A 21,387-nucleotide genomic window follows, 5' to 3' on the forward strand; every position below is an offset into this window, starting at 1 on the left:
ATGGCCGCCCTTCCCGGGCGGCTGCCTCGGCGGTCATCGGCAGGAACGAGCGTGTTGTGCGCCCATCCCTGTCGTCGACCGCTTCTTTTCGTTTTTTGCTTTGCCCCGCGATGAAAATATTCGATCTCGCCATTTCGCTGGCGTTGGCGGCCGCTGCCGCCGCCGCATTCGCGCCACCGGCCGCCGCGGCGGCCGGCGCGCCGTCGGCGCGCAGCACCGCTGCTCCGGCTGCCGGGCCGGATGGCGGAAAACCCGCCGCGGCATCCGAAACGCAATGGAAAGACCTGTACGAACAGGCCGTGAGCCACTACCAGGCCAGGGAACTGGACCAGGCCGAGGCGGCGGGCAAGCAGGCCTTGGCCGCGGCGCGAGCCGGTCAGGGCCAGACCGGCCCCTTCGAGGCGAGCAGCCTGAACCTGCTGGCCATGGTCAGCCAGGCGCGTGGAGATGGCGAGGGCGCCGCCCGGTTGCTGGGCGAAGCGCTGGCGATCAGCGAGCGGTCGCTGGGCGCCCACATCAACACGGCCACGCTGGCGCTGAACCTGGGCCATGCGCTGGATCGCCTGGGTCGCGGCGAGGAAGCGCTGGCGCCTTACGCGCGCAGCCTGGAGATCGCCGAGGCGTTGCAGGACGGCCAGGCGCTGCGCGCGCAGGCGCTGGCGGCGCTGGCGCGAGTGCATGCGGAATTGGGCCACGCGGGGCAGGCGCGCGCTTACGATGCGCAGCTGCGGACCGACGAAGCGGGATTGCCCGATGGCGAACGCGCGGCCGCATTGGAGCGGCGGGCGCGAGAGCGGGAAGCGGCGGGCGATGCGCCGGGCGCCAGGCAGGCGCTGGAGCAGGCCCTGGCGCTGCGCGACGCGCAGCCTGACGAGGCGGCGCGGGTGCGCGGGCTGACCTTGCTGGCCGAACTGCTGGAACGGCAAGGCCAGTCCGGCGCGGCCGAACCGCTGCGGCAGCGCGCGGTGGCCCTGCTCGAAGCGTCGGACCCGCACAGCCTCGCGCTGGCCGGCCACTTGAACGAACTGGCGTTGCGCCGGCTCGAGCACGCCGACTACGTCCAGGCGCAGGCGCTGTGGACGCGGGCGCTGGCGCTGGTGGAAGCGCAAGCCGGCCCGGACAGCCTGGACGCGGCGCGCATCGTCGCCAACCAGGCGCAGGGCCTGGAGCGGCAGGGGGATGCGAAGGCCGCGCAGCCCCTGCACCAGCGTGCGCTGGACATCTATGCGGCGCATGGCGATGAACCCGAGGCGCTGCTGGGGCAGGCTCGCGCGGTGAACTACCAGGCCGGCTACATCTATCGCCAGCGCCGCTTCGCGCAGGCCGAGCCTTTGTTCCAGCGTGCGCTGGCGCTGATGGAGCGGGCGGTCGGCCCGGACGACGGGCAGTTGCTGCCGGTGCTGGAGAATCTGGAGGCGCTGTATCGCAGCCAGGGCCGCGGCAGCGAAGCCTCAAAGTACGCCGAGCGTGCGGCGCGGCTGCGCGAGGCGGCGCAGCGCGCGCCGTCGTAGCGGTTCAGGCCGAGGCGCCTGGGCGGAATACCTCGCCGAGCGTGCCGGCTTCGAGCAGGTTCAGCGCCCAGGTCTCCAATTGCGCGGCCGTGGCGGCACGTAGTCGTTCACGCGTGGCATCGGGCAGCGCTCCGAACTTGCGGGACAGGAGGTTTTCCAGAAGACGAGCCTCGCCTTCCAGGCGGCCTTTTTCCAGCCCCTGCTCCATCCCGGTGCGCGTGGCATAAGCCAGCGCGGCGGCCTCATCGGCAATCGCCTTTTCGCGGGCGAACGCCCGCCAGCGAGCGTCCTCGTCCATGGTGAGCACCTTGAGCCGGCCCAGCGCTTCATGAACGGGTTCGTGGGTGATGTCTTTCATCCGGGCTTCCTCCTGGGCGTGCTGCAGGCACGCAACCCATGCCGACAGGGCCGGCGGCAGGCGGCCGAGCCGTTCGGCCTTGCGCAGTTCGATTATATGCAGCTGCAGCGTCTCTCCCAGCCGCACCGCGGGTTGGCGCTGGTCGCGCAGCTCGAAGCGCCAATCGGCCTGGCCCGGATCGCCCAGCAGGTCCTGGACGAGGAAGTGGATGGCGATGGTGGGCTTGAGGGCGAGGTAATCGTGGCCGCGTTCGATCTGACCTGACAACGCCCGGGCCAGGTAGTAGGCGCTGCGGGCGGGCCGATGCGTGGCCGGGCAGGGGTTGCGGAAGCATCGTAAGGCGTGTCGGGTTCCGACAGCCCGGACAAGCACGACAGGGCAGCATGCGGCCGGATGGGGGAGATACCGTGGGAAGGCAGCATGGGAGAACTCGCTTCGAAGAAAAGGGAGTCCACCTTAGTTCCTGCCGTCACCGTCCAAGACGGCAAGCGCATCGCTTTGCCCGAGCGGGCTACTACGCATCGTGCGCGATCCGGTCTTCCGGGCCGTAATACCGGCCGGATGAGACCGCGCGCTACTTGGGCAGCACCATGTTGCGCGGCTGCCCCGCCACGAAGGCTTCCAGGTTGTCCACCAGCTGGTCGGCCAGGGTCTGCATGGCTTCCTGGCTGGCCCAGGCCACGTGCGGCGTCAGGATGAAATTGGGCTGCTTGACGTGCAGCAGCGGGTTGTCGTCGCGGGGCGGTTCGCCGTCCAGCACGTCGAAGCCGGCGCCGGCGATGGTGCCGTCGCGCAGGGCGTCGGCCAGCGCCGTTTCGTTGACCAGCCCGCCGCGCGCGGTGTTGATCAGCAGCGCGGTAGGTTTCATGGAGGCGAGTTCCGCGCGGCCGATCATGTCGCGCGTGGCCGGGCCCAGGGGCAGGTGCAGCGTGACGACGTCCGAGGTGCGCAGCAGTTCGGGCAAGGGCAGGTTCACGACGCCAGGCTCGTCGACCGGAGAGCGGCTGGCCACGCAGATCTCCATGCCGAAGGCGCGGCCCAGCGCAGCCACCGAGCGGCCGAGGGCGCCATAGCCGACGATGCCCAGCCGGCTGCCGGCCAGGTCGCGTATGGGATGGTCGAGAAAACAGAACTGCTGCGAGCGCTGCCATTTGCCGGCCTCGACGTCGGCGGCGTAGGCGCGCAGATTCCTGCGCAGCGCCAGGATGAGCGCGAAAGTGTGTTCCGGCAGCGAGGCGGTGGCGTAGTTGCGGATGTTCGAGACGACGATGCCGCGTTCCTGGCAGGCCGCCAGATCGATGATGTCGGTGCCCGTCGCCGCCACGGCGATCATCTTCAATTGCGGCAGCCGGTCCAGTTCGGCGCGGCGCAGCGGCACCTTGTTGGTGACGGCAATGGATGCATTTTGAAGGCGATCCACCACTTCGTCGCGCGAGGTGATCTCATGGTCCACCCATGCGTGCGCGAAGGCGGGCGGCCGGATGGCGGCCTGCAGGCTGGCCCGGTCCAGGAATACGATCTTGTGCTGCTCAAGCATGGCAAGCTCCGGCTCGACGGCGCGCGGTTGATCCGCGCGGCGGGCAGCAGGGGCCGCCCACGCACCGCATTGTGCCTGATCCTGCCGCGCCCATCAAAAATGCATCCACTTTGAAGCGATGCCGGGCGCCTGGGACGATTACTTCGTCAGCGAAGCACGATAGGCGTCGATGTCGCTGATCGGGCGGCGCGCCACGCCGGAATCCATGGCGGCCAGCGCCACGGCCGAGGCCAGCTCGCTGATCAGGCGCGGATCGAAAGGCGTCGGAATGATGTAGTCAGGGCCGAATTCGAGCTTGCGGTTCGGATGGGCCTTGGCGGCTTCCGGATGCACCGGCTTGCGGGCCAGCTCGGCCAGCGCGTTCACGCAAGCCAGCTTCATCTCGTCGGTGATGCGCATGGCATCGACGTCGAGCGCGCCGCGGAACAGGAACGGGAAGCACAGCACGTTGTTGACCTGGTTGGGGTAGTCCGAACGGCCGGTGGCGATGATGGCGTCGGAGCGCACGGCCTTGGCCAGTTCCGGGCGGATCTCGGGCTCGGGATTGGCCAGCGCCAGGATCAGCGGCCGCAGCGCCATGGTGGCGACCATCTCCGGCGTCAGCAGGCCGGCGGCCGAGCAGCCCAGGAACACGTCCGAGTCCTTGACCGCATCGGCCAGCGAGCGGGCCGTGCCGGTGGTGGCATAGCGCGACTTGTTGAATTCCATCGACGCATCGCGGCCTTCGAACACCACGCCCTTGGAGTCGACCAGCAGGATGTTTTCTTTCTTCATGCCCTGGCGCACCAGCAGGTCCAGGCACGCGATGGCCGCGGCGCCGGCGCCGGAGCAGACCAGCTTGACCTGGTCGATGGTCTTCTCGGCCAGCTTCAGGCCGTTGACGATGCCGGCCGAGGCGACGATGGCGGTGCCGTGCTGGTCGTCGTGGAAGACGGGGATCGACATGCGCTCGGTCAGCTTGCGCTCGATGTAGAAACACTCGGGCGCCTTGATGTCTTCGAGATTGATGCCGCCGAAGGTGGGTTCCATCATGGCGATGGCATCGACCAGCTTGTCGGGGTCGTTCTCGGCCAGCTCCAGGTCGAACACGTTGATGCCGGCGAACTTCTGGAACAGGCAGGCCTTGCCTTCCATCACGGGCTTGGCCGCGTAGGGGCCGATGTTGCCCAGGCCCAGCACCGCGGTGCCGTTGGAAATCACGGCAACCAGGTTGGAGCGCGAGGTGTACAGGCGCACCGATTGTTGTTCGTTGGCGATGGCTTCGCAGGCGGCAGCTACACCGGGAGAGTAGGCCAGGGACAGATCGTCCTGGTTGTCCAGGGGCTTGGTGGGAACGACGGCGATCTTTCCGGGAACGGGAGACTGGTGGTAGGCGAGTGCCTGGTCGACAAGCGAAGCATCCATTGTTTTATCTTTAAAACACTAGTTAGCACGTGGAACAATTATTGTAGGCGCATGGGTGCAGATGTCACGCTGCACTGCAAGGCCGCGCAGGCCAATCGAAAAGAATACGAGAGATTGGCCGGGATCGAGACGCTATCTTAAAGGGATGGACCGGATATCGTTGCACTCGGGCAACCGCTCCGCGTAATCCGGGTGTCATGCAGCCCCTCTAACCTCTCGCTCGTTTCGCTGACTAACAGCTTAATGACCGTACTCTATCAAGAGGTTGGAATGTCTTACTTGACTGACAAACTGCGTGCTCCCTATCGCCAGGCCGAAGGCGAATTGACCGTTCCCGGGCAGATGCTCGACGAAATCGTCGCCGCCAATCCCGCGCGCCGGACCCTGCTGAAGAACAGCGTCGGCATGTCGCTGCTGTCGGTGTTCGGCGTCACGTCGCTGGCCGCCTGTGGCGGCAGCGGCGCGGAAGCCCCGGCCGGCGACGGCGGGGATGGCGGTGGCGGCACCACGCCCCCGCCTGCCGGCCCCGACTACTCCGTCACCTTCAAGCCGTTGCCCGGCAAGACCGTCGCCGACACCGTCACGGTGCCGGAAGGCTACGTGGCCGAGGTGCTGTACTCGGCCGGCGACAAGTGCGTTGCCGGCTCGGTAGGCTATGCCGGCGTGGCGCAGTCCTTCCCCGCGACCGAAACCCAGGCCGGCGGCCAGCACGACGGCATGCACTTCTATCCGCTGGACGGCGTCGATCAGAACAAGGGCGGGCTGCTGGTGCTCAACCACGAGAACGTGGACGCCGCCACCCTGAACCTCGGCGTCGAGGCGACCCGGACCAACCTGTCGAACGTGGGCGTGTCGGTGATCGAGATCGCCCGTGCCGACAACGGCACCTGGTCGGTCAAGCAGGGTTCCCGCTACAACAAGCGCTATTCCGGCAATACCGTCTACAACGTGGGCGGTCCGGCCGCCTCGGCCGTGGGCCGGACCGTGGTGGGTACGCTGAACAACTGCGCCAGCGGCAATACCCCGTGGGGCACCTACCTGACCTGCGAAGAAACCACCAACAACTACTGGGACACCACCCAGGACGCGAAGGGCTATGGCTGGGTCGTGGAAATCGATCCCTACGAACCGTCCTCGACCGCGGTCAAGCGCACCGCCATGGGACGCTTCAGCCACGAGAACACGGCGTACATGGTCGATGACAACAACCGCGTGGCGTTCTACATGGGCGACGACAGCACGCCGGGCTGCATCTACAAGTTCGTGCCCACCAAGGCCTACGACCCGGCCAAGCGCGCCAACAACATGGGCCTGCTGGACGAAGGCACCCTGTACGCGGCCCGCTTCAACGACGACGGCTCGGGCAACTGGGTGGAACTGACCGTGGGCAAGAACAACCTGACGGCCGGCGCCACCGATCCGGGCAACTACACGCAGGTCGCCACGGGCGAGGTCATCAAGGGTACGCTGGTCGACTTCAACACCCAGGCCGACGTGCTGATCGACACGCAGAAGGCCGCGCGCGTGGCCGGCGCCACGCTGATGGACCGTCCCGAGTGGATTACGGTGGGCGTGGACAACACGGTCTACTGTACGCTGACCAACAACGGCAGCCGCAGGCGCACCAGCGCTTCCAATCCCCGCGCCAGCAATCCGCACGGCCACATCATCCGCTGGAACGAGGCCAACGATTCGCCGCTGGCCACCACCTTCACGTGGGACCTGCTGCTGCTGGCGGGCCAGGACAAGGAAGATGGCGCGGCGGCCAACGTGACGGGCGACATCAAGGGCGACGAATTCTCGTGCCCCGACGGTATCCGCGTCGATCCCAAGGGCCGTCTGTGGGTCCAGACCGACATGGGCGACACGAACCCGAACAATTCGTACGTGAAGACCTTCGGCAACAACTCGATGTACTACGTCGACCAGGAAACCGGCGAATCCAAGCGCTTCCTGGTGGGGCCGCTCGGCTGCGAAATCACCGGCATCGCCTACACGCCGGACCTGACCACGTTCTTCATCAACATCCAGCACCCCGACAAGACGTGGAACACGGTGCGTTCGGGCGGCGGCGACGCGCGCTCGGCCACGGTGGTGGTGCGCCGGAAGGACGGGAAGCCCGTCGGCGCTTGAGGCGTTGACCCCCCTGCGCGCTTACGCCAGGGGGCGGCACTGGCGGACCGGCGGAGCCGGATCCGCTGTGCCCTGGGTCGAAACATTCGCTTAATCAGGACTGGTTGGCTTGAGCGCGGTGTTTTTCGATGAGCTTGCCGGCTAGTTGGAAGCCGGTGTTGGCGGAGGGGACGCCGCAATAGATCGCGGCCTGGACCAGGGTTTCTTCGATGACCGCGGGTTCGATGCCGGCGCGCAGGGCGGCGCCTACGTGCAGTTCGAATTCTTCCCAGCGGCCCAGCGCCAGCATCATCGACAGCACGGCGATGCGGCGGGTGGTGTCTTCGAAGCGGCTGGAGGTCCAGACCTCGCCCCATGCGTAGCGCGTGATGAAGGCCTGGAAGCGCTGCGTGAACGGCGTGACCGCGGCGGTGCGCGCATCGACGTAGTCGGCGCCCAGCACCTGGCGGCGGCGGGCCATGCCGTAGTCGTAGCGGTCCTGCTCGGTGACGACGGGCGGTTCGGTCAGGAAGGCGATCAGCGTGTCGCAGAACTGCAGCGGGACTTCGCTGGCGGCAATGTGGGCCGCCGGCAGCATCTGCGTGCCGGCGCCGGGAATGCGGCTGGCGATGAGCTCGCCGGCGGCCGGCGGCGTGGACACGTCGCGCGCGCCGGTGAGCACCAGCGTGGGGACGCCGATGCGGTGCAGGCTGTCGGCCACGTCCATGTCGCGGATGGCGGCGCAGCAGCCGGTATAGCCCACCGCGGACACCTGCAGGAAGGTATTGCGCACGCGCTGGAACGCGATGCTGTTGCGCTGGACGTACTCGGGCGTGAAGAAGCGGCCCATCGCCATGTCGACGATGCTGGCCATGCCGTTGGCGCGCACCGTGTCGATGCGGGTCTGCCAGGCCTGCGGGTCCATCTGGCAGGACGTGTTGCACAACACCAGGCGGCGCAGGCGGCCGGGCTTGTTGATGCCGTACCACATGCCCACCATGCCGCCGAGCGAGACGCCGGCGTAGTCGAAGGTCTCGGCGCCGGCGGCGGTGGCGACCGCGTCCAGGTCCGCGCCCAGCTGTTCGAGCGTGTAGTCGCCGGCCGGCGCATCGGATGCGCCGTGGCCGCGCGCGTCGTAGCGGATCACGCGGAAGTGCCGCATCAGGCGGGGCAGGACGTCGTCCCACACCGAGAAATCGGTGCCGATGGAGTTGCCGAGGACCAGCGCCGGCAGGTTCTCGTCGCCGTCGCTGCGCCAGTAGATGCGGGCGTCGCCGCTGACAACGTGGGGCATGGTCAATCCTCCTTGATGAGCGTTTTCTGTTCCTGCCACTGGTAGAGCACGGCGCTGCACATCGGCTGGCATGCCGCGATCTGCGGCTGCGGTCCGGCCAGTACGTCGATGTCGTCCGCGTCCAGCACGGCAGCGACTTCCGGAATTTTCTTCAGCAGGCCGGCCACCGGCGTGCGCTGCGCGATGGCCTGCTCGCACACCTGGCCGACGATGCGCTGGGCGGCGGCAGGCCCGAGCAGTGCCGACAGCTTGAGCGAAATACCCTCCGAATAGACCACGCCGTAGAGCCTGTCGATGTTGTCCTGCATGGCCTGCGCATCGACGCGCACGCCTTCGGCGATGTCGACCGCGGCGGCGATGCTGCTGGCCGCCAGGCTGAACAGGTCGGCCAGCACCGGTTGCGAATTGGGCCAGCTGCCCAGGCCCCGCTCGTGCTCGGACGGCAGTTCGCCGGCCAGGATGCCGGCCAGCGCGGGCGCGCGGTAAGCGGCGTCGAGCAGGTACATGCTGGAAACCGGATTGCGTTTGTGCGGCATGGCCGACGAGCCGCCGCGGCCCTCGCCGGCGGGTTCGAAGGCTTCGGCCACCTCGACCTGCATCAGCAGGGAGATGTCGCGGCCGATCTTGCCCAGCGCGCCGCACAGGATGGCCAGTTCGCCGCCCAGCCGCGCCAGGCGGTCGCGCCCGCCCTGCCAGGAAATCGCCGGCACTGCCAGGCCCAGGCGCCGAGCCAGCTCGCGCGCCACGCGCTGGCCTTCGCCGTAGTGCGCCGCCAGCGTGCCGTTGGCGCCGCCGAATTGCAATGTGCAGGCTTCGTCGGCGGCGCGGCGCAGCGCCACCGCGCAGCGGCCCGCGGCATCGAGCCAGCCCGCTGCCTTCCAGCCGAAGGTGACCGGCGCGGCCGGCTGGATCAGCGTGCGTCCGAGCAGCGGCGTGCGGCGGTGCGCCTCGACCTGCCCGGCCAGCGCATCGCCCAGCCGCACCAGTTCGTCCAGCAGCAGGCCGAGCGATTGCCGCGCCAGCAAGACCGTGGCGGTATCGGCGATGTCCTGGCTGGTCGAGCCGTAGTGGACGTAGGCGGCCGCCCGCTCGTCTCGCCCGGAGACCGCGCTCTTGAGCGCCTTGACCAGCGGGATCGCCAGGGTGCCGGCCACGCGCGCGTCGCTGGCCAGCCTGGCCGGCGCGATGGTGAACGTGGAGCACGTGTCGATGATGACCGCGGCCGCCTCGGCGGGAATCACATTGCAGTCGCGCTGGGCGGCGGCCAGTTCGGCCTCGAAGCGGACCATCGCGGCGATGACCGCTTCGTCGGTCCAGATGGCCCGGATCGCCGGGGTAGAGAAGAAGGCGTTGAGAGCGTCCATGGCAGGGCTGCGGCGGCAGGCGCCGCCGCGGAGGGAGCGTTTGGGAATGGGTGAGACGATAGCATGGCAGGGGAGGCGAATTGCCCATGCGTCGCGCGCGGGACCATGGCCTGCTTTGATTCGCGCCGTTGCGATTGATTTCCCTTGCGACTCAATCGCGGTGCGTTTTCGAATTGGACGCACGTGCCTGCGGCAACTAGAGTGCAAGCGTCGTCCGGGCGCCTCCGGCACCCGGCCCCTCACTCTGTCCGTGGAAGCAATGCAATGCACAAGAGCCGTCCTTTCCCGTTCCGTCATCTAGCCTGGGCGTTCGCGGCTGCCGCAGTCGCCGGCTCCGCGAGCGCCGAGAACTATCCCGACAAGCCGATCCGCATGGTCGTCGCGTTTGCGCCGGCCGGAGGAACGGATATCGTCGCCCGGCTGGTGGCCCCCCGCATGGCCGAATTGCTCGGGCAGTCCGTCGTCGTCGAGAACCGGGCGGGAGCGGGCGGCGTCATCGGCACCGAGAACGTGGCGAAGGCCGCGCCCGACGGCTACACCACCCTGATGGCGACGATGGGCAATCTTGCCGTCAACCCCTATCTGTATTCGATGCGCGTCGACGTCCAGCGCGACCTCAAACCGGTGAGCAAGGTGGTGGAGGTGCAGTTCGCGCTGCTGGTGCATCCTTCCGTGCCGGCAAAGACGCTGCGCGAGTTCATCGACCTGGCGAAATCGCGCCCGGGCCATCTCACGTACTCGTCGTCGGGCATAGGCGGCGGGCCGCACCTGGCCGGCGAACTGTTCGACAGCCTGGCCGGCACCAAGCTGACGCACGTGCCCTACAAGGGCAGCGGCCAGAGCCTGTCGGACCTGATCGGCGGGCAGGTGTCGGCTTCGTTCGACAGCCTGCTCCAGGCGCTGCCGTACGTGCGCGACGGCCGGCTGCGCGCGCTTGCGATACTGGGCAGCGAACGCTCTCCGCTTCTGCCGGATGTGCCCACCGTGGCCGAAGCCGGCGTGCCGGGCTATGAGTTCACCAACTGGTACGGACTGGTCGCGCCCGCCGGCACGCCGCAGCCGGTCGTCGAGAAGCTCAACGGCGCCGTGCGCCAGGTGCTCGGGCAGCCCGACATCAGGAAAAAGCTCGAAGACATGGGCGCGCGCGTCGTGGGCGATACGCCCGACGCCTTCGCGAGCTTCATCGGCGCCGAAAACAAGAAATGGGAGAAGGTGATCCGCGCGGCCAAGATCACTGCCCAATAGACGGTGCGGGCGCTAGGGTTCGTGCGGCGTGATTTCCGGCGTGCCGGCCATGGCGATGAACTTCTCCGCCGCCGGGTTGCGCATGTCCTGTTTTCGGACCGCGTAAAGCGCGGTGTAGTTTTCCCCGGCACCCGCCAGCGGCCGGTAGTGGAGGGCGCCGCTCCAGGTGGCCTGGGCCGAGGCGGGCACCAGCGCGGCGCCCACTCCCGCTTCCACCAGCGCCAGCATGGTGGGCAGAATGCTCTCCTGGACGATGTGGGGAACGACCTGCGCCATGTTGAATATCCGCTGGCAGAGCCCATGCGAGTACGGCGCCTGCTCAGGCGAGAAACCGATGATGTGCAGGCCGTCCAGGTCCGCGACGGATATCCGGTCCAGGCGTGCCAGCGCATGGGCGGCCGGAAGCGCGACGACCAGCTGCTCCCGGGCGATGAGGCTGTGCGCCAGTCGGGGATCCGCGAGGCATTTCTCCGGCGGGCGCAGCAGCGCGACGTCCAGCTTGTCGGCATGCAGCGCATCGAGCATGGGTTCCGGGCGCATTTCTTCGAGCCGCAGTTCGACTTCGGGATACTGGCGCCGGAATGCGGAGACGAGCCGGGGCAGGACCCTATAGATGGAACTGGCGGTGAACCCTAGCGCCACGCTTCCGGCCGAGCCGCTGGATGCGCGGCGGACGGCTTCCACCGCCGCTTCGGCGTCGCGCAGGATCTTCCCGGCTCGATCTTGCAGGATCCGGCCGGCGGGCGTCAGGCTGACCGAGCGCGTGGTCCGATGGAAGAGCTCCGCGCCGACGATCTGCTCCAGCTGGCGGATCTGTTGGCTCAGCGGAGGCTGGGTCATGTGGAGACGTTCCGCCGCCCGGCCGAAATGCAGCTCTTCAGCGACGACGGAAAACGTATGAAGCAGACGCATGGAAAGCAGTGGCACTTTATTCTCGCTGTGCGGAGCGGCCTTGCCGGCCTTCCGCCCTATTGACGCGGTTTCCTGGTATGAACATTCAAGCCCCCAATTTTCTTTCCGCTTTATCCGCGCTGCAGGCCATCGAGGATGGCTCCCTCAGCAGCGAAGCGCTGGTGCGCGCCTGCCTCGAACGCATTGCGGAGCGGGACGCGGCGGTGCAGGCTTTTGCGCATCTCGACCCGGATCGCGCGATCAGGCTGGCGCAGGAAATCGACAAGGGGCGTGGCGGGGGGGCGCTGCGCGGTCTTCCGTTCGCTGCCAAAGATATCCTGGATTCCGCCGATCTTCCAACTGCCTACGGGTCTTCCATCTATGCGGGCCACCGTCCCGGGGCGGATGCCGCGTGCATCGCCATGGCGCGGGAAGCGGGCGCGGTGCTCCTGGGCAAGACGGCGACGTGCGAGTTCGCCACGCTGACGCCGTGCGCGACGCGCCATCCGCTGGATCCCTCACGCACGCCGGGCGGCTCCTCCAGCGGCTCGGCCGCCGCCGTGGCCGACGGCATGGTCCCCGTGGCGTTCGGCAGCCAGACCGGCGCTTCGATCATCCGCCCGGCGGCCTATTGCGGCGTGGTCGGCTACAAGCCATCCTACGGCCTCATCAATTCATCCGGCCTCAAGCACGTCAGCCCGAGCCTGGACACGATAGGCGTATTCACCAGGACCGTCGCCGACGCGCGCTACGTCGTGTTCGGCGCGGCTCCGGAGCCGGCGCTGCATGCGCCCCGGATCGCGGTGTGCGAATCCGGCCAATGGGATTCGGCACGGCCGGAAACCGTCGAAGCATTGCGGGCCTTTACCCGCGGGCTCGAACGCGGAGGCGCCCGGGTGAGTACCCGGCGCCTGCCGGCGAATCTGGAAGCCGCCGCGGCGATGCAGATCAGGCTGTCGGCGTTCGAAGCCCGGCATTCGCTGGCGCACGAGCGCATGCGGTATCCCGATCGGCTCAGCCCGCGCCTGCGCGAGCGGGTCGATCTCGAGGCGGGCATGTCGATGGCCGAGTATGCGGATCTGCGGCGGTCCATGCAGGCGGCCCAGCGGGATGCGGAGAATCTGTTCGACGATGCCGACGTATTGCTGTATCCGGCGGCGGACGGCGAGGCGGAAGTCGGCATGGAAACCGGGTCGCCGCGCTTCGGCGCGTTGTGGACGTTTCTTCACTTGCCGGCGCTGTCGATACCCATCGGCCGCGGGCCCGCCGGCCTGCCGCTGGGCGCCCAGTTGATCGGCGCGCCTGGGCGGGACCTGGAGCTGCTGGCGGCAGCCCGGTTCGCCGAAGGGCTGGCCATCCGGGACTGACTGGCCGCGCCACGGTGATCGGCGTTCGTTCATCGCCCCGAGAGGGGCCGCGCACCTCTGGCGGTGCCGCGCCTGCGGACGGCTGGATGGCAGAGGCTGGTCGGACCGGATTGTCCACGGACAGGCTGCGCGGCGTGGAAGGAATGTCTAGCATTGCCCACTGGCTCGATCCGGCCGTGGTGGATGCATTCCGCGCTTCCGGGCCGCGGTGGCAAACGCGCATCAATGCAGCCTTGCGCGACTGGCTGCAGCATCACTCCCCGGTCGATCTGGAAGCCTGAGCCCGGGGCGCGGCCGCCGGTGGGCCGGCGCCGACGCCCCGCGGCGGCGATCAGCCCGCGGTGATGCCGCGGTCCTTGATCACTTTTTCCCAGGTCTTGGTTTCGTCGGCCTGGAACTTGCGGAACTCTTCCAGGCGCAGCGGCGACAGATCCAGGCCCTGGGCCTTGAGCGTCTGCAAGGTGGCGGGCTCGTTCAGGATCTTGGTCACGTCCCGCGCCAGCTGGCCCGACACGTTGGCCGGCGTCGACTTGGGCACGTACACGCCATACCACGACACCACGTTCACGCCCTTCACGCCGGCCTCGGCCAGGGTGGGGATCTCGGGCATCAGGGCCGAGCGGTCGTTGCCGGTCAGGGCCAGCGCGCGCAGCTTGCCGGACTGGATCTGGGGCATCAGGGTCGGCAGCGCGCCGAAGATGACCTGGATCTGGCCGCCCAGGGCGTCGTTCAGGGCCTGCGTGGTGCCCTTGTAGGGAACGTGCAGCAGGTCGGCGCCGGTGGCTTCCTTGAACAGTTCGCCGGCCAGGTGCAGGCCGCTGCCCACGCCGGGCGAGCCATAGGCCATGGTGCCGGGCTTGGACTTGGTCAGCGCGATCAGTTCCTGGATGTTCTTGACGGGAACGGTGGGGAACACGGCGACCACGTTGGGCGCCTTCGCCAGCATCGCCACCGCGGTGAAGTCCTTGTCGACGTCGTACGGCAGGTTGGCCATCAGCGTCGGGTTGATGGTCATGTTGCCGGCGGGCACCACCAGCATCGTATGGCCGTCGCCGGCGGCGCGCTTGACCATGTCGATGCCGATGTTGCCGTTGGCGCCGGGACGGTTGTCGACCACCGCGCTCTGGCCGTATTCATGCTGCAGGCCGGTGCCCAGCAAGCGCGACAGCACGTCCACCGGACCGCCCGGCGGGAACGGGGCGACGATGCGGAACGCGCCATTCTTCAAGGCATTCTTGGCCGCGGCGTCGTCCGCCGCGGGAGCTTGTGCGAAAGAAGCCGTGGCAACGGCGGCGAACAGCGTGCCGACGGCCAGGCGAGTACTGAATTTCAACATGACGATACAACTCCAAAATGTCTGCGCTTTTGGCGCGGAAAAGGACGCCATCGAGGCGATCCGCGTGGGTTGGGTACGACCCGTCGTGGAACGAACGCTTCCCTGTCTGTCTCCCCCAGAAATACACCGCCCCTATTGACCCCCCAGCCTTACTCACGAAGCATGTTGGGGTTGGACCCAGGGAACAGCGGATCCGGCTTTGCCGGTCCGTCAGTTCCGCCCCCTGGGGGGCGCGCGTAAGCGCGTACGGGGGGCCTTTTATATAGCTATCGCGTGCGCCTGGTTGCCGATCGCGCGTACCACGCTGTAGACCGTCAGCGCCGAGGTCTTGGGATTCGCGGCGAGCGGCTTGCCGCGCATGGTGATCTCGAAGCTGCCGAAGGCGCCGTTGGCTTCCACGTGGTGGACGTTTTCCTTGCTGGCGGGATCGGCGATCAGGCGGACCCGGGTCTTGTCCAGGCCGACGCCGGCCAGCGACAGGGTGGCGGCGACGTTGGCGTTCTTGGGGAAGAGCCGGGCGGCTTCGCCGGCCGGGCCTTCGAAGATGACAGTGGGTTCGGTCAGCGCTTCCAGCTCGAACTGGCCGTCGGCCGGCGTGTCCTTCCAGGCCAGTGCAGGCTTGCTGCCCGTGTACACGACCGAATCCAGGCCGCCGATCCTGGCCGCGGCCAGCGCGTCGATGCCGCCGATGGCGCCCGACAGCAACTGGATCTGGGTCTTGCCGCGGGCCGCGGCGGCTTCCAGTTCACGCGCCAGCTCGACGTCGGACAGCGCGCCGATGGACACCACCACACACGGGATGCCCTGCTCGAGCGCGGGCAGCACGTGGGCGCGCAGCGCGCCATGGCCGGCGCATTCGACCAGCAGGTCGGGGCGCTGGCCGGCCTCGTCCAGCCGGGTGACGACCTGCGCCTTGGGCGCGATCTCGGCGATCGCGGCGCGGGCCTGCTCCAGCGTATGCTCGGCAACGATGACGCTGTCGACGGACACGTCGGGATCGTTCTTCAGCAGAGACAGGACGCTGGTGCCGATGGCACCCGATCCGATCATCGAAATTCGTAGCATGGGGGGTTGCTCCTGGGCAGGTTGTCGCCCGGTCAATGATTGGGTGAGTAATTGAGCAGGCGCGACAGTTCGTCGGCGGTCGCGCTCACCCGTTCGATCAATTCCGCCACGCGCGACTGTTCGACCCGCGAAGAAGGCAGCGCGGCGCCCAGCGCGGCCAGCACGCGGCCGGAGTGGTCGCGCACGGGGGCGGCGATGCTGGTAATGCTGGGCTCGTAGAAACCGGCGCCCATGGCGTGGCCGGCCAGGCGATCCTGCGCCAGCAGCGCGCGAAGTTGCGTCAGCGTGGCCGGGGTGGCCGGAGAATACACGTCGAGTTCTTCCCGCGGGTAGAGCTCGGCGATCTCGTCGTCGCGCAGGTCGGACAGCATGACGCGGCCCAATACCGTGGCATGCGCGGGCAGGCGTGCGCCCAGGCTGACCGCGCTGGGGAACAGCGTGGGCGCCGACACCTTGGCGACATAGACGATGGACTGCGCGTCGCGCACCACCAGGTTGCACGAATAGCCGATTTCGTCGCGCAGCCGCTGCAGCAGCGGCGAGCCCAGCTCGGTCAGTTCGAGCGAGGCGAGGTACTCGAAACCCAGGCTCAGCACGGCCATGCCCAGGCGATAGCTGCGGCCGCCCTCGGTCTTCTCGATGAAGCCCAGCGTTTCCAGCGTCGCCAGCAGCCGGAATACGGTCGAGCGCGGCAGGCCCATGCGGCGCGCGAACTCCGGCGCCGAAAGCGTGCGGTCCTGGCGGCTGAAGTGGCCGAGCAGGCGCAGGCCGCGCTCCAGGCCGGGGACGATGTAGCGCTCGGGGACGTCTTCGCTGAGGGCGGCTTCGTTCATAGGTCAGTGCACAGCAGAAGCGTAGGCGTTTTCGATAATGGCGGCGACGGCCGCGGGGCGCTCGATGGGGCAGGCATGGCCGGCGGCGGCGATGGGCGCATAGGGCGCGTCGAACATGGCGGCGATGGCGCGGCAATTGGCCGGGATGGTGACGGTGTCTTCATCGCCGGAATGCACTTCGACCGGCATCGCGGCCGGCGCGTAGCGGGCCATGTCGGCATTGCAGAGCATCTGGACGGCCTGGCGGTAGCCGGCCAGGTTCAGCCGCTCCATGTTCCAGCGCACCCAGGCCAGGGCCTCGGGGGCGCGTTCGGAAGACAGCATCTTGGCCGGCCGCGTGCGGGCCATGCCGGCGATGCCTTCGGTTTCCAGGATGCGCAGCCGCTCGGCGCGCACCGCTTCCTGGCGCTCGGCCAGCGCCGGATTGCCGTAGCCGCGGGTAGGGCTCAACAGAATCAGGCGCTGCACGCGCTGCCTGCCCGGGCCGTGGGCATAGGCGGTGGCCATCAGCGTGCCCAGCGAATGCCCGGCCAGCACGCAGCGCTCTACGCCGAGCGCATCCAGCATCTGGTGCAGGCGCAGCGCATAATCTTCCGCGCCGGGCGACTCGGGCGCCAGCGGCGCCGATTGCCCGTAGCCGGGAGCGTCCCAGGCGATCACGCGCGTGCGTCCGGCCAAGGCCAGCGCGGCATGCAGCCACGACCCGGCGCCCGAGCCGATGCCATGCAGCAGCACGATCGCCATGCCGCCCTCGGTCTGCGCACCCGCCTGGCGATAAGACTGCGCGCCATCGGGCGTCTGCACCGACCGCTCGGCAAAACGTTCAGCCAGCAGGTCCAGCGTGGCCCGCGACGGCTCAGGAGCCAGGATATCCATAAGAAGAAGCCCACCCCTACCCGCTTACGCGGGCCCCCTCAAGGGGGCGGCGCTGGCGGACCGGCAGAGCCGGATCCGCTGCGCCCGGGGTCAAAAAAATCGGTTGAAGGAAATGGCGCCAGCCAACTGCTGGGCCACCAAACAATTCTCTAACAGCCGGCAACCCGCACCGCCAACCGCCCCACCCTAAACATCCGCATCAGACCCAGGAGGCGGTGGATCCGGCTTTGCCGGTCCACTCGTCTCGCCCCCTTGAGGGGGCGCGCGAAGCGCGTAGGGGGGGGCCACCCTTACCGTTTGATCTTGGCGAGGGGGTGCTCGGGCGGGTAAGTGGGGGTGATGGGCTTCTTGGCGCCCAGCATCACACACATCAGCGCGTCTTCGTCGCCGATGTTGATCTCTTCGCGGTACACGCCCGGAGGCACCGACACCAGGTCGCGATCGGTCAGGATGGTCTCGAAGCGCTCGCCGTCTTTTTCCAGGACGAGCTTGAGCTTGCCGCGGATCACGAAGAAGATTTCCTCGACGTCGGTGTGCAGGTGCGGCGGGCCTTCGTTGCCGGCCGGGATCACCATGGTGGAGAAAGTGAAGTGCTCGGACGGCACGGTATTCGCGTCGGTGGCCACGCCGGTGCCGCCGGTGCCGACGTAGCGCATTTGCGCGCGGCGGTACTTGGGATCGAAGTCGGCCTGGAACTTCAGGGCGTCCCAGTCGTACTTGCGGGTGGCGAAACGCGCGACGCGCGAGTTCATCCAGGTGGCGAAATCGGCGCCTTCGGGGCGGTCCCAGCTGCGGGCGATCTGCTGTTGTTCGGACATATCCGTCATGGTGTACTCCTGCATGGGCGGCGAGCGCCGCTGAAAGCGGATGAAGGCGGGCATACCGTGCTCGCCGCGGGGAATGAGCTTGTCGATCACCGGACGTTTTACAAGTAAAACGTGGATTTAATGGTGAAACAAGTGCAAATATACTGCTAGTCGGCCGAATCGTCACTAGGGTTATTACCAGGTCCAAACAGTGCGTCGCCCCGGCACGATGCGTTAAACAGGTACAATGCAACTGTCCGGTTCCAATCCGGACCCCGCCTCGGCCCATCATGCGCGCCGGCAGGCGCCTCCCTTATACCCACACGTCAGCCTCGATTGGAGTTGCTCGGTCCGAGCGGCAGGCCGTCGTTGGAGTCGTTTTGATTACTTCCGAAATTTCATTCGCCGACCTCGGTCTGGCGGAACCGTTGCTGCGCGCCATCGCCGATGCCGGCTACAGCAATCCCACCCCCATCCAGGCGCAAGCCATCCCGCAGGTGCTGCAAGGCGGCGACCTGCTGGCCGCGGCGCAGACCGGCACGGGCAAGACCGCCGGCTTCACGCTGCCGCTCTTGCATCTGCTGTCCGCCCACCGTCCGGCCAAGGCCCAGCCGGGCCGCCCGCGCTGCCTGATCCTGACCCCCACGCGCGAACTGACCGCGCAGGTCGAGGAGTCGGTGCAGATCTACGGCAAGCACCTGCCGCTCAAGTCCATGGTGATGTTCGGCGGCGTCAACATCAATCCGCAGATCGCCGCGCTGAGAAAGCCGGTGGACATCCTGGTGGCCACGCCCGGCCGCCTGCTGGACCACGTGGGCCAGAAGACGCTGGACCTGTCCGGCGTGGAAATCCTGGTGCTCGACGAAGCCGACCGCATGCTGGACATGGGCTTCATCCGCGACATCCGCAAGATTCTCGCGCTGTTGCCGGCCAAGCGGCAGAACCTGCTGTTCTCGGCCACGTTCTCGGACGAGATCCGCGCGCTGGCCAAGGGCGTGCTGAACAACCCGGGCGAAGTCTCGGTCGCGCGCCGCAATACCGCCTCCGAACTGGTGGAGCAGACGGTGCTGCTGGTGCCCAAGGACCAGAAGCGCGACCTGCTCAGCCACTTGGTGCGCAGCAACGGCTGGAAGCAGGTGCTGGTGTTCACGCGCACCAAGCACGGCGCCAACCGCCTGGCCGAGAAACTGGTCAAGGACGGCGTGCCCGCCGCCGCGATCCACGGCAACAAGAGCCAGTCGGCGCGCACCAAGGCGCTGGCCGGCTTCAAGGACGGTTCGGTGGAAGTGCTGGTGGCGACCGACATCGCCGCGCGCGGCCTGGACATCGACCAGTTGCCGCAAGTGGTGAATTTCGAGCTGCCCAACGTGCCCGAGGATTACGTGCACCGCATCGGCCGCACCGGCCGCGCGGGCGCGACGGGCGCGGCCGTTTCGCTGGTCGATGGCGAGGAAGGCAAGCTGCTGGCCGACATCGAAAAGCTGATCAAGCGCAAGATCGATCGCTCGCCGCTGCCGCAGTTCGCGGTGTCGGCGCCCGAGCGCGATGAGCGCGCCGATCGCCCGCCCCGTTCGCACGCCCCGCGCGGCGGCCGCCAGGGCGCGCCGCGCGCCGAGGGCACCCGGTCCGGCAGCGGCAATGCCCCGGTGGGTCGCGGCAACGGTCGCGGCCAGCCCGCCGCGCGTGCGCAGGGCGGCCCCCGTCCCGCCACGCCGTCCGGCCAGGCCCGCAATGCCGCGCCTGCGGGCCAGTCCCGCCACGGCGGCCAGCCCGCCCAGGGCAATGCGCGGCCGGCCGAACCGCGTTCGGCCGGCGCCCGCCGGCCGGCGCTGTTCACGCCCAAGACGACCGCCCGCGGGTGATTCCCGGCGCTTGTCCATGCCCTAGCGCGTGGACGGGCCCGCCGATGCGCCGGCCGTTTGTGGCCGGCGCATCGCCCTCGTTCGCTTCCTGCGGCGGGGCTGTTTCCTTCATCGTTATTTCTCTACGCCACCCGAACCGCCGCGCTTCGGCTGCGCATTGACACGCCCTTGCCCGGCTCGTAAACTTTCTAAATGCGAAACTTAGTTTCGCAATGCGAACTATCCCCACGTTCCCCACAGCGAGGCATTCACGCATGAAAGCGCCGGAAGTACAACCAAGAATCCTGATCGCGGGCGCGGGCATCGGTGGCTTGACCACCGCCCTGGCCTTGAAGAGACTGGGATTCCGCGACATCCAGGTCATCGAGCAGACCGCGGTGCTCAAGGAAGTCGGCGCCGGCATCCAGCTCGGCCCGAACGCGGTCAAGGTGCTGCACCGGCTGGGGTTGGCCGACACGCTCGCCCAGGTGGCGGTGGCGCCGCTGGCGACCAAGTCGCGCAATTGGTCCAATGGCCGCACCATCCGCAATTTTCCGCTGGGCCAGGCCTGCGCGGAGCGCTATGGGGCGCCCTATTACCACGTGCACCGGGCCGACCTGCACACGGCGCTGCTGGACGCCTATGGGCGCGCCGACGTGCGGCTGGGCGCGCGCGTGGCGTCGCATGAACAGGACGCCCGCGGCGTGCGCTTGAACCTGGAGACGGGCGAGCAGATCGAGGGCGACGTGCTGGTCGGGGCCGACGGCGTGCACTCGGTGATCCGCGGCCAGCTGCTCGAAGGCCACGACCCCGGCTTCACCGGGCTGCTGGCCTGGCGCGGTATGGCCGACGCCGCCAAGGCGAGCCATCTGGGCATAGAAAAGAACGTCAACGCATGGTGGGGGCCGCATCGCCATTTCGTCAATTACTACGTCTCCGCCGGCAAGCGCATCAACTGGATAGGCATCGTGCCGGCCGGCCAATGGCGCCTGGAGTCGTGGTCCGCGCGCGGCGACAAGGCCGAGCTGCTCAAGGAATTCGACGGCTGGCATCCCATCGTGCGGGGCTTGATCGAAGCTACCGACGAGGTCTTCAAATGGGCGCTGTACGACCGCGATCCCTGGCCGGTATGGACCCAGGGCCGCGTGACGCTGCTGGGCGACGCGGCCCATCCCATGGTGCCCTTCATGTCGCAGGGCGGCGCCCAGAGCATCGAGGACGGCTGCGTGCTGGCGCTGTGTCTGGCCGGGCTGCCGCACGATCCCGCGGCGGCGCTGGCGGCCTATCAGGATCTGCGGACCGAGCGCACGGCGCGTGTGCAACTCGGTTCGCGCGAGGCCGGCCGGATGTTCCATCAGACGGATCCGTGGAAGAAGTTCGTTCGCGACATGAAGTTCCGCTGGGCGACGCTGACCGACAGCCAGGAGAAATGGCGCCGCGTGGATTGGCTCTACGGCTACGACTGCGAAGCCGAAGTAGAAGCCAAGCTGGGCAAGGATACGCGGCTGGCGGCCTGAGGACCAGACGCCGGAAAGCCCTTTGCGGCC

The 21,387-nt window shown here is 68.1% G+C and carries 17 protein-coding genes and 1 pseudogene; 7 read left to right on the plus strand and 11 right to left on the minus strand.

Translation table 11 applies throughout. The features are described from left to right. The first annotated feature begins 110 nt into the window (after positions 1 to 110). Positions 111 to 1,511 (plus strand): tetratricopeptide repeat protein, encoded by a 1,401-nt coding sequence (locus PIGHUM_RS02570; RefSeq protein WP_124077668.1) that lies wholly within the window; start codon positions 111 to 113, stop codon positions 1,509 to 1,511. A 4-nt stretch (positions 1,512 to 1,515) separates the two neighbouring features. On the opposite strand, the gene PIGHUM_RS02575 is transcribed toward PIGHUM_RS02570, so the two are convergent. The 3 genes and pseudogenes from PIGHUM_RS02575 to PIGHUM_RS02585 all read right to left on the minus strand — a co-directional run. After that, a complete protein-coding gene (locus PIGHUM_RS02575; RefSeq protein ID WP_124077669.1) occupies positions 1,516 to 2,241 on the minus strand; it encodes a PD-(D/E)XK nuclease family transposase in 726 nt (241 codons plus the stop codon). Positions 2,242 to 2,443: 202 nt separating this feature from the next. Next, a complete protein-coding gene (locus tag PIGHUM_RS02580) occupies positions 2,444 to 3,406 on the minus strand; it encodes a D-2-hydroxyacid dehydrogenase (protein WP_124077670.1) in 963 nt (320 codons plus the stop codon). Between the two features lie 147 nt (positions 3,407 to 3,553). After that, positions 3,554 to 4,810 (minus strand): annotated as a pseudogene (locus PIGHUM_RS02585) (malic enzyme-like NAD(P)-binding protein); the annotation flags it as partial. Between the two features lie 270 nt (positions 4,811 to 5,080). Between PIGHUM_RS02585 and PIGHUM_RS02590 the strand changes: the two are divergent. Beyond that, complete coding sequence (locus PIGHUM_RS02590) at positions 5,081 to 6,943, plus strand: PhoX family protein (RefSeq protein ID WP_124077672.1); 1,863 nt, start codon at positions 5,081 to 5,083, stop codon at positions 6,941 to 6,943. Between the two features lie 94 nt (positions 6,944 to 7,037). Here the strand turns inward: PIGHUM_RS02590 and pcaDC are convergent, their stop codons facing one another. After that, a complete protein-coding gene (pcaDC, locus tag PIGHUM_RS02595; RefSeq protein WP_160142118.1) occupies positions 7,038 to 8,216 on the minus strand; it encodes a bifunctional 3-oxoadipate enol-lactonase/4-carboxymuconolactone decarboxylase PcaDC in 1,179 nt (392 codons plus the stop codon). 2 nt (positions 8,217 to 8,218) lie between these two features. Then, positions 8,219 to 9,580, minus strand: a complete 1,362-nt coding sequence (locus tag PIGHUM_RS02600; protein ID WP_160142119.1) for a class-II fumarase/aspartase family protein — start codon at positions 9,578 to 9,580, stop codon at positions 8,219 to 8,221. A gap of 264 nt (positions 9,581 to 9,844) precedes the next feature. Between PIGHUM_RS02600 and PIGHUM_RS02605 the strand changes: the two genes are divergently transcribed. After that, positions 9,845 to 10,825 carry a Bug family tripartite tricarboxylate transporter substrate binding protein gene (locus PIGHUM_RS02605; RefSeq protein ID WP_124077675.1) on the plus strand — a complete coding sequence of 327 codons (981 nt, stop codon included), beginning with the start codon at positions 9,845 to 9,847 and terminating at the stop codon, positions 10,823 to 10,825. Between the two features lie 12 nt (positions 10,826 to 10,837). Here the strand turns inward: PIGHUM_RS02605 and PIGHUM_RS02610 are convergent, their stop codons facing one another. After that, entirely contained in the window at positions 10,838 to 11,737 is a 900-nt protein-coding gene (locus PIGHUM_RS02610) for a LysR substrate-binding domain-containing protein (protein WP_148087253.1), read from the minus strand. Between the two features lie 77 nt (positions 11,738 to 11,814). Between PIGHUM_RS02610 and PIGHUM_RS02615 the strand changes: the two genes are divergently transcribed. Then, positions 11,815 to 13,083 (plus strand): amidase, encoded by a 1,269-nt coding sequence (locus PIGHUM_RS02615; RefSeq protein WP_246012871.1) that lies wholly within the window; start codon positions 11,815 to 11,817, stop codon positions 13,081 to 13,083. Positions 13,084 to 13,226: 143 nt separating this feature from the next. After that, the gene (locus tag PIGHUM_RS02620; protein ID WP_246012872.1) at positions 13,227 to 13,364 is read left to right on the plus strand and encodes a BrnA antitoxin family protein; all 138 of its coding nucleotides are present in this window, start codon (positions 13,227 to 13,229) and stop codon (positions 13,362 to 13,364) included. Between the two features lie 50 nt (positions 13,365 to 13,414). On the opposite strand, the gene PIGHUM_RS02625 is transcribed toward PIGHUM_RS02620, so the two are convergent. The 5 genes from PIGHUM_RS02625 to PIGHUM_RS02645 all read right to left on the minus strand — a co-directional run bounded on the left by PIGHUM_RS02625 (position 13,415) and on the right by PIGHUM_RS02645 (position 18,020). After that, entirely contained in the window at positions 13,415 to 14,419 is a 1,005-nt protein-coding gene (locus PIGHUM_RS02625; protein WP_124077678.1) for a Bug family tripartite tricarboxylate transporter substrate binding protein, read from the minus strand. Positions 14,420 to 14,677: 258 nt separating this feature from the next. Continuing rightward, positions 14,678 to 15,484 (minus strand): aspartate dehydrogenase, encoded by an 807-nt coding sequence (locus PIGHUM_RS02630; RefSeq protein ID WP_124077679.1) that lies wholly within the window; start codon positions 15,482 to 15,484, stop codon positions 14,678 to 14,680. Between the two features lie 32 nt (positions 15,485 to 15,516). Next, the gene (locus tag PIGHUM_RS02635) at positions 15,517 to 16,317 is read right to left on the minus strand and encodes an IclR family transcriptional regulator (RefSeq protein ID WP_124077680.1); all 801 of its coding nucleotides are present in this window, start codon (positions 16,315 to 16,317) and stop codon (positions 15,517 to 15,519) included. A 3-nt stretch (positions 16,318 to 16,320) separates the two neighbouring features. Further along, complete coding sequence (locus PIGHUM_RS02640; protein ID WP_124077681.1) at positions 16,321 to 17,193, minus strand: alpha/beta fold hydrolase; 873 nt, start codon at positions 17,191 to 17,193, stop codon at positions 16,321 to 16,323. 290 nt (positions 17,194 to 17,483) lie between these two features. After that, the gene (locus tag PIGHUM_RS02645; protein WP_124077682.1) at positions 17,484 to 18,020 is read right to left on the minus strand and encodes a cupin domain-containing protein; all 537 of its coding nucleotides are present in this window, start codon (positions 18,018 to 18,020) and stop codon (positions 17,484 to 17,486) included. A gap of 362 nt (positions 18,021 to 18,382) precedes the next feature. On the opposite strand from PIGHUM_RS02645, the gene PIGHUM_RS02650 reads away from it, so the two are divergent. Together PIGHUM_RS02650 and PIGHUM_RS02655 are read left to right on the plus strand one after the other, a co-directional pair. Then, positions 18,383 to 19,861, plus strand: coding sequence for a DEAD/DEAH box helicase (locus PIGHUM_RS02650; RefSeq protein ID WP_124077740.1), 1,479 nt, complete (start codon positions 18,383 to 18,385; stop codon positions 19,859 to 19,861). Positions 19,862 to 20,115: 254 nt separating this feature from the next. Further along, on the plus strand, positions 20,116 to 21,357 hold the full coding sequence (locus PIGHUM_RS02655) for an FAD-dependent monooxygenase (RefSeq protein WP_160142120.1): 1,242 nt from the start codon (positions 20,116 to 20,118) through the stop codon (positions 21,355 to 21,357). Positions 21,358 to 21,387 lie beyond the last annotated feature (30 nt).

Origin of the sequence: Pigmentiphaga humi (genome assembly GCF_900606115.1) — a bacterium.
In the GTDB taxonomy this organism is placed as follows: domain Bacteria; phylum Pseudomonadota; class Gammaproteobacteria; order Burkholderiales; family Burkholderiaceae_B; genus Pigmentiphaga; species Pigmentiphaga humi.

Bases quoted from the DNA above. Each gene is read 5' to 3' on its own strand.
- PIGHUM_RS02570 (WP_124077668.1), top strand. From the start codon at position 111: ATGAAAATATTCGATCTCGCCATTTCGCTGGCGTTGGCGGCCGCTGCC.
- PIGHUM_RS02580 (WP_124077670.1), bottom strand. From the start codon at position 3,406: ATGCTTGAGCAGCACAAGATCGTATTCCTGGACCGGGCCAGCCTGCAG.
- PIGHUM_RS02590 (WP_124077672.1), top strand. From the start codon at position 5,081: ATGTCTTACTTGACTGACAAACTGCGTGCTCCCTATCGCCAGGCCGAA.
- pcaDC (WP_160142118.1), bottom strand. From the start codon at position 8,216: ATGCCCCACGTTGTCAGCGGCGACGCCCGCATCTACTGGCGCAGCGAC.
- PIGHUM_RS02600 (WP_160142119.1), bottom strand. From the start codon at position 9,580: ATGGACGCTCTCAACGCCTTCTTCTCTACCCCGGCGATCCGGGCCATC.
- PIGHUM_RS02605 (WP_124077675.1), top strand. From the start codon at position 9,845: ATGCACAAGAGCCGTCCTTTCCCGTTCCGTCATCTAGCCTGGGCGTTC.
- PIGHUM_RS02610 (WP_148087253.1), bottom strand. From the start codon at position 11,737: ATGCGTCTGCTTCATACGTTTTCCGTCGTCGCTGAAGAGCTGCATTTC.
- PIGHUM_RS02615 (WP_246012871.1), top strand. From the start codon at position 11,815: ATGAACATTCAAGCCCCCAATTTTCTTTCCGCTTTATCCGCGCTGCAG.
- PIGHUM_RS02620 (WP_246012872.1), top strand. From the start codon at position 13,227: ATGTCTAGCATTGCCCACTGGCTCGATCCGGCCGTGGTGGATGCATTC.
- PIGHUM_RS02625 (WP_124077678.1), bottom strand. From the start codon at position 14,419: ATGTTGAAATTCAGTACTCGCCTGGCCGTCGGCACGCTGTTCGCCGCC.
- PIGHUM_RS02630 (WP_124077679.1), bottom strand. From the start codon at position 15,484: ATGCTACGAATTTCGATGATCGGATCGGGTGCCATCGGCACCAGCGTC.
- PIGHUM_RS02635 (WP_124077680.1), bottom strand. From the start codon at position 16,317: ATGAACGAAGCCGCCCTCAGCGAAGACGTCCCCGAGCGCTACATCGTC.
- PIGHUM_RS02640 (WP_124077681.1), bottom strand. From the start codon at position 17,193: ATGGATATCCTGGCTCCTGAGCCGTCGCGGGCCACGCTGGACCTGCTG.
- PIGHUM_RS02645 (WP_124077682.1), bottom strand. From the start codon at position 18,020: ATGACGGATATGTCCGAACAACAGCAGATCGCCCGCAGCTGGGACCGC.
- PIGHUM_RS02655 (WP_160142120.1), top strand. From the start codon at position 20,116: ATGAAAGCGCCGGAAGTACAACCAAGAATCCTGATCGCGGGCGCGGGC.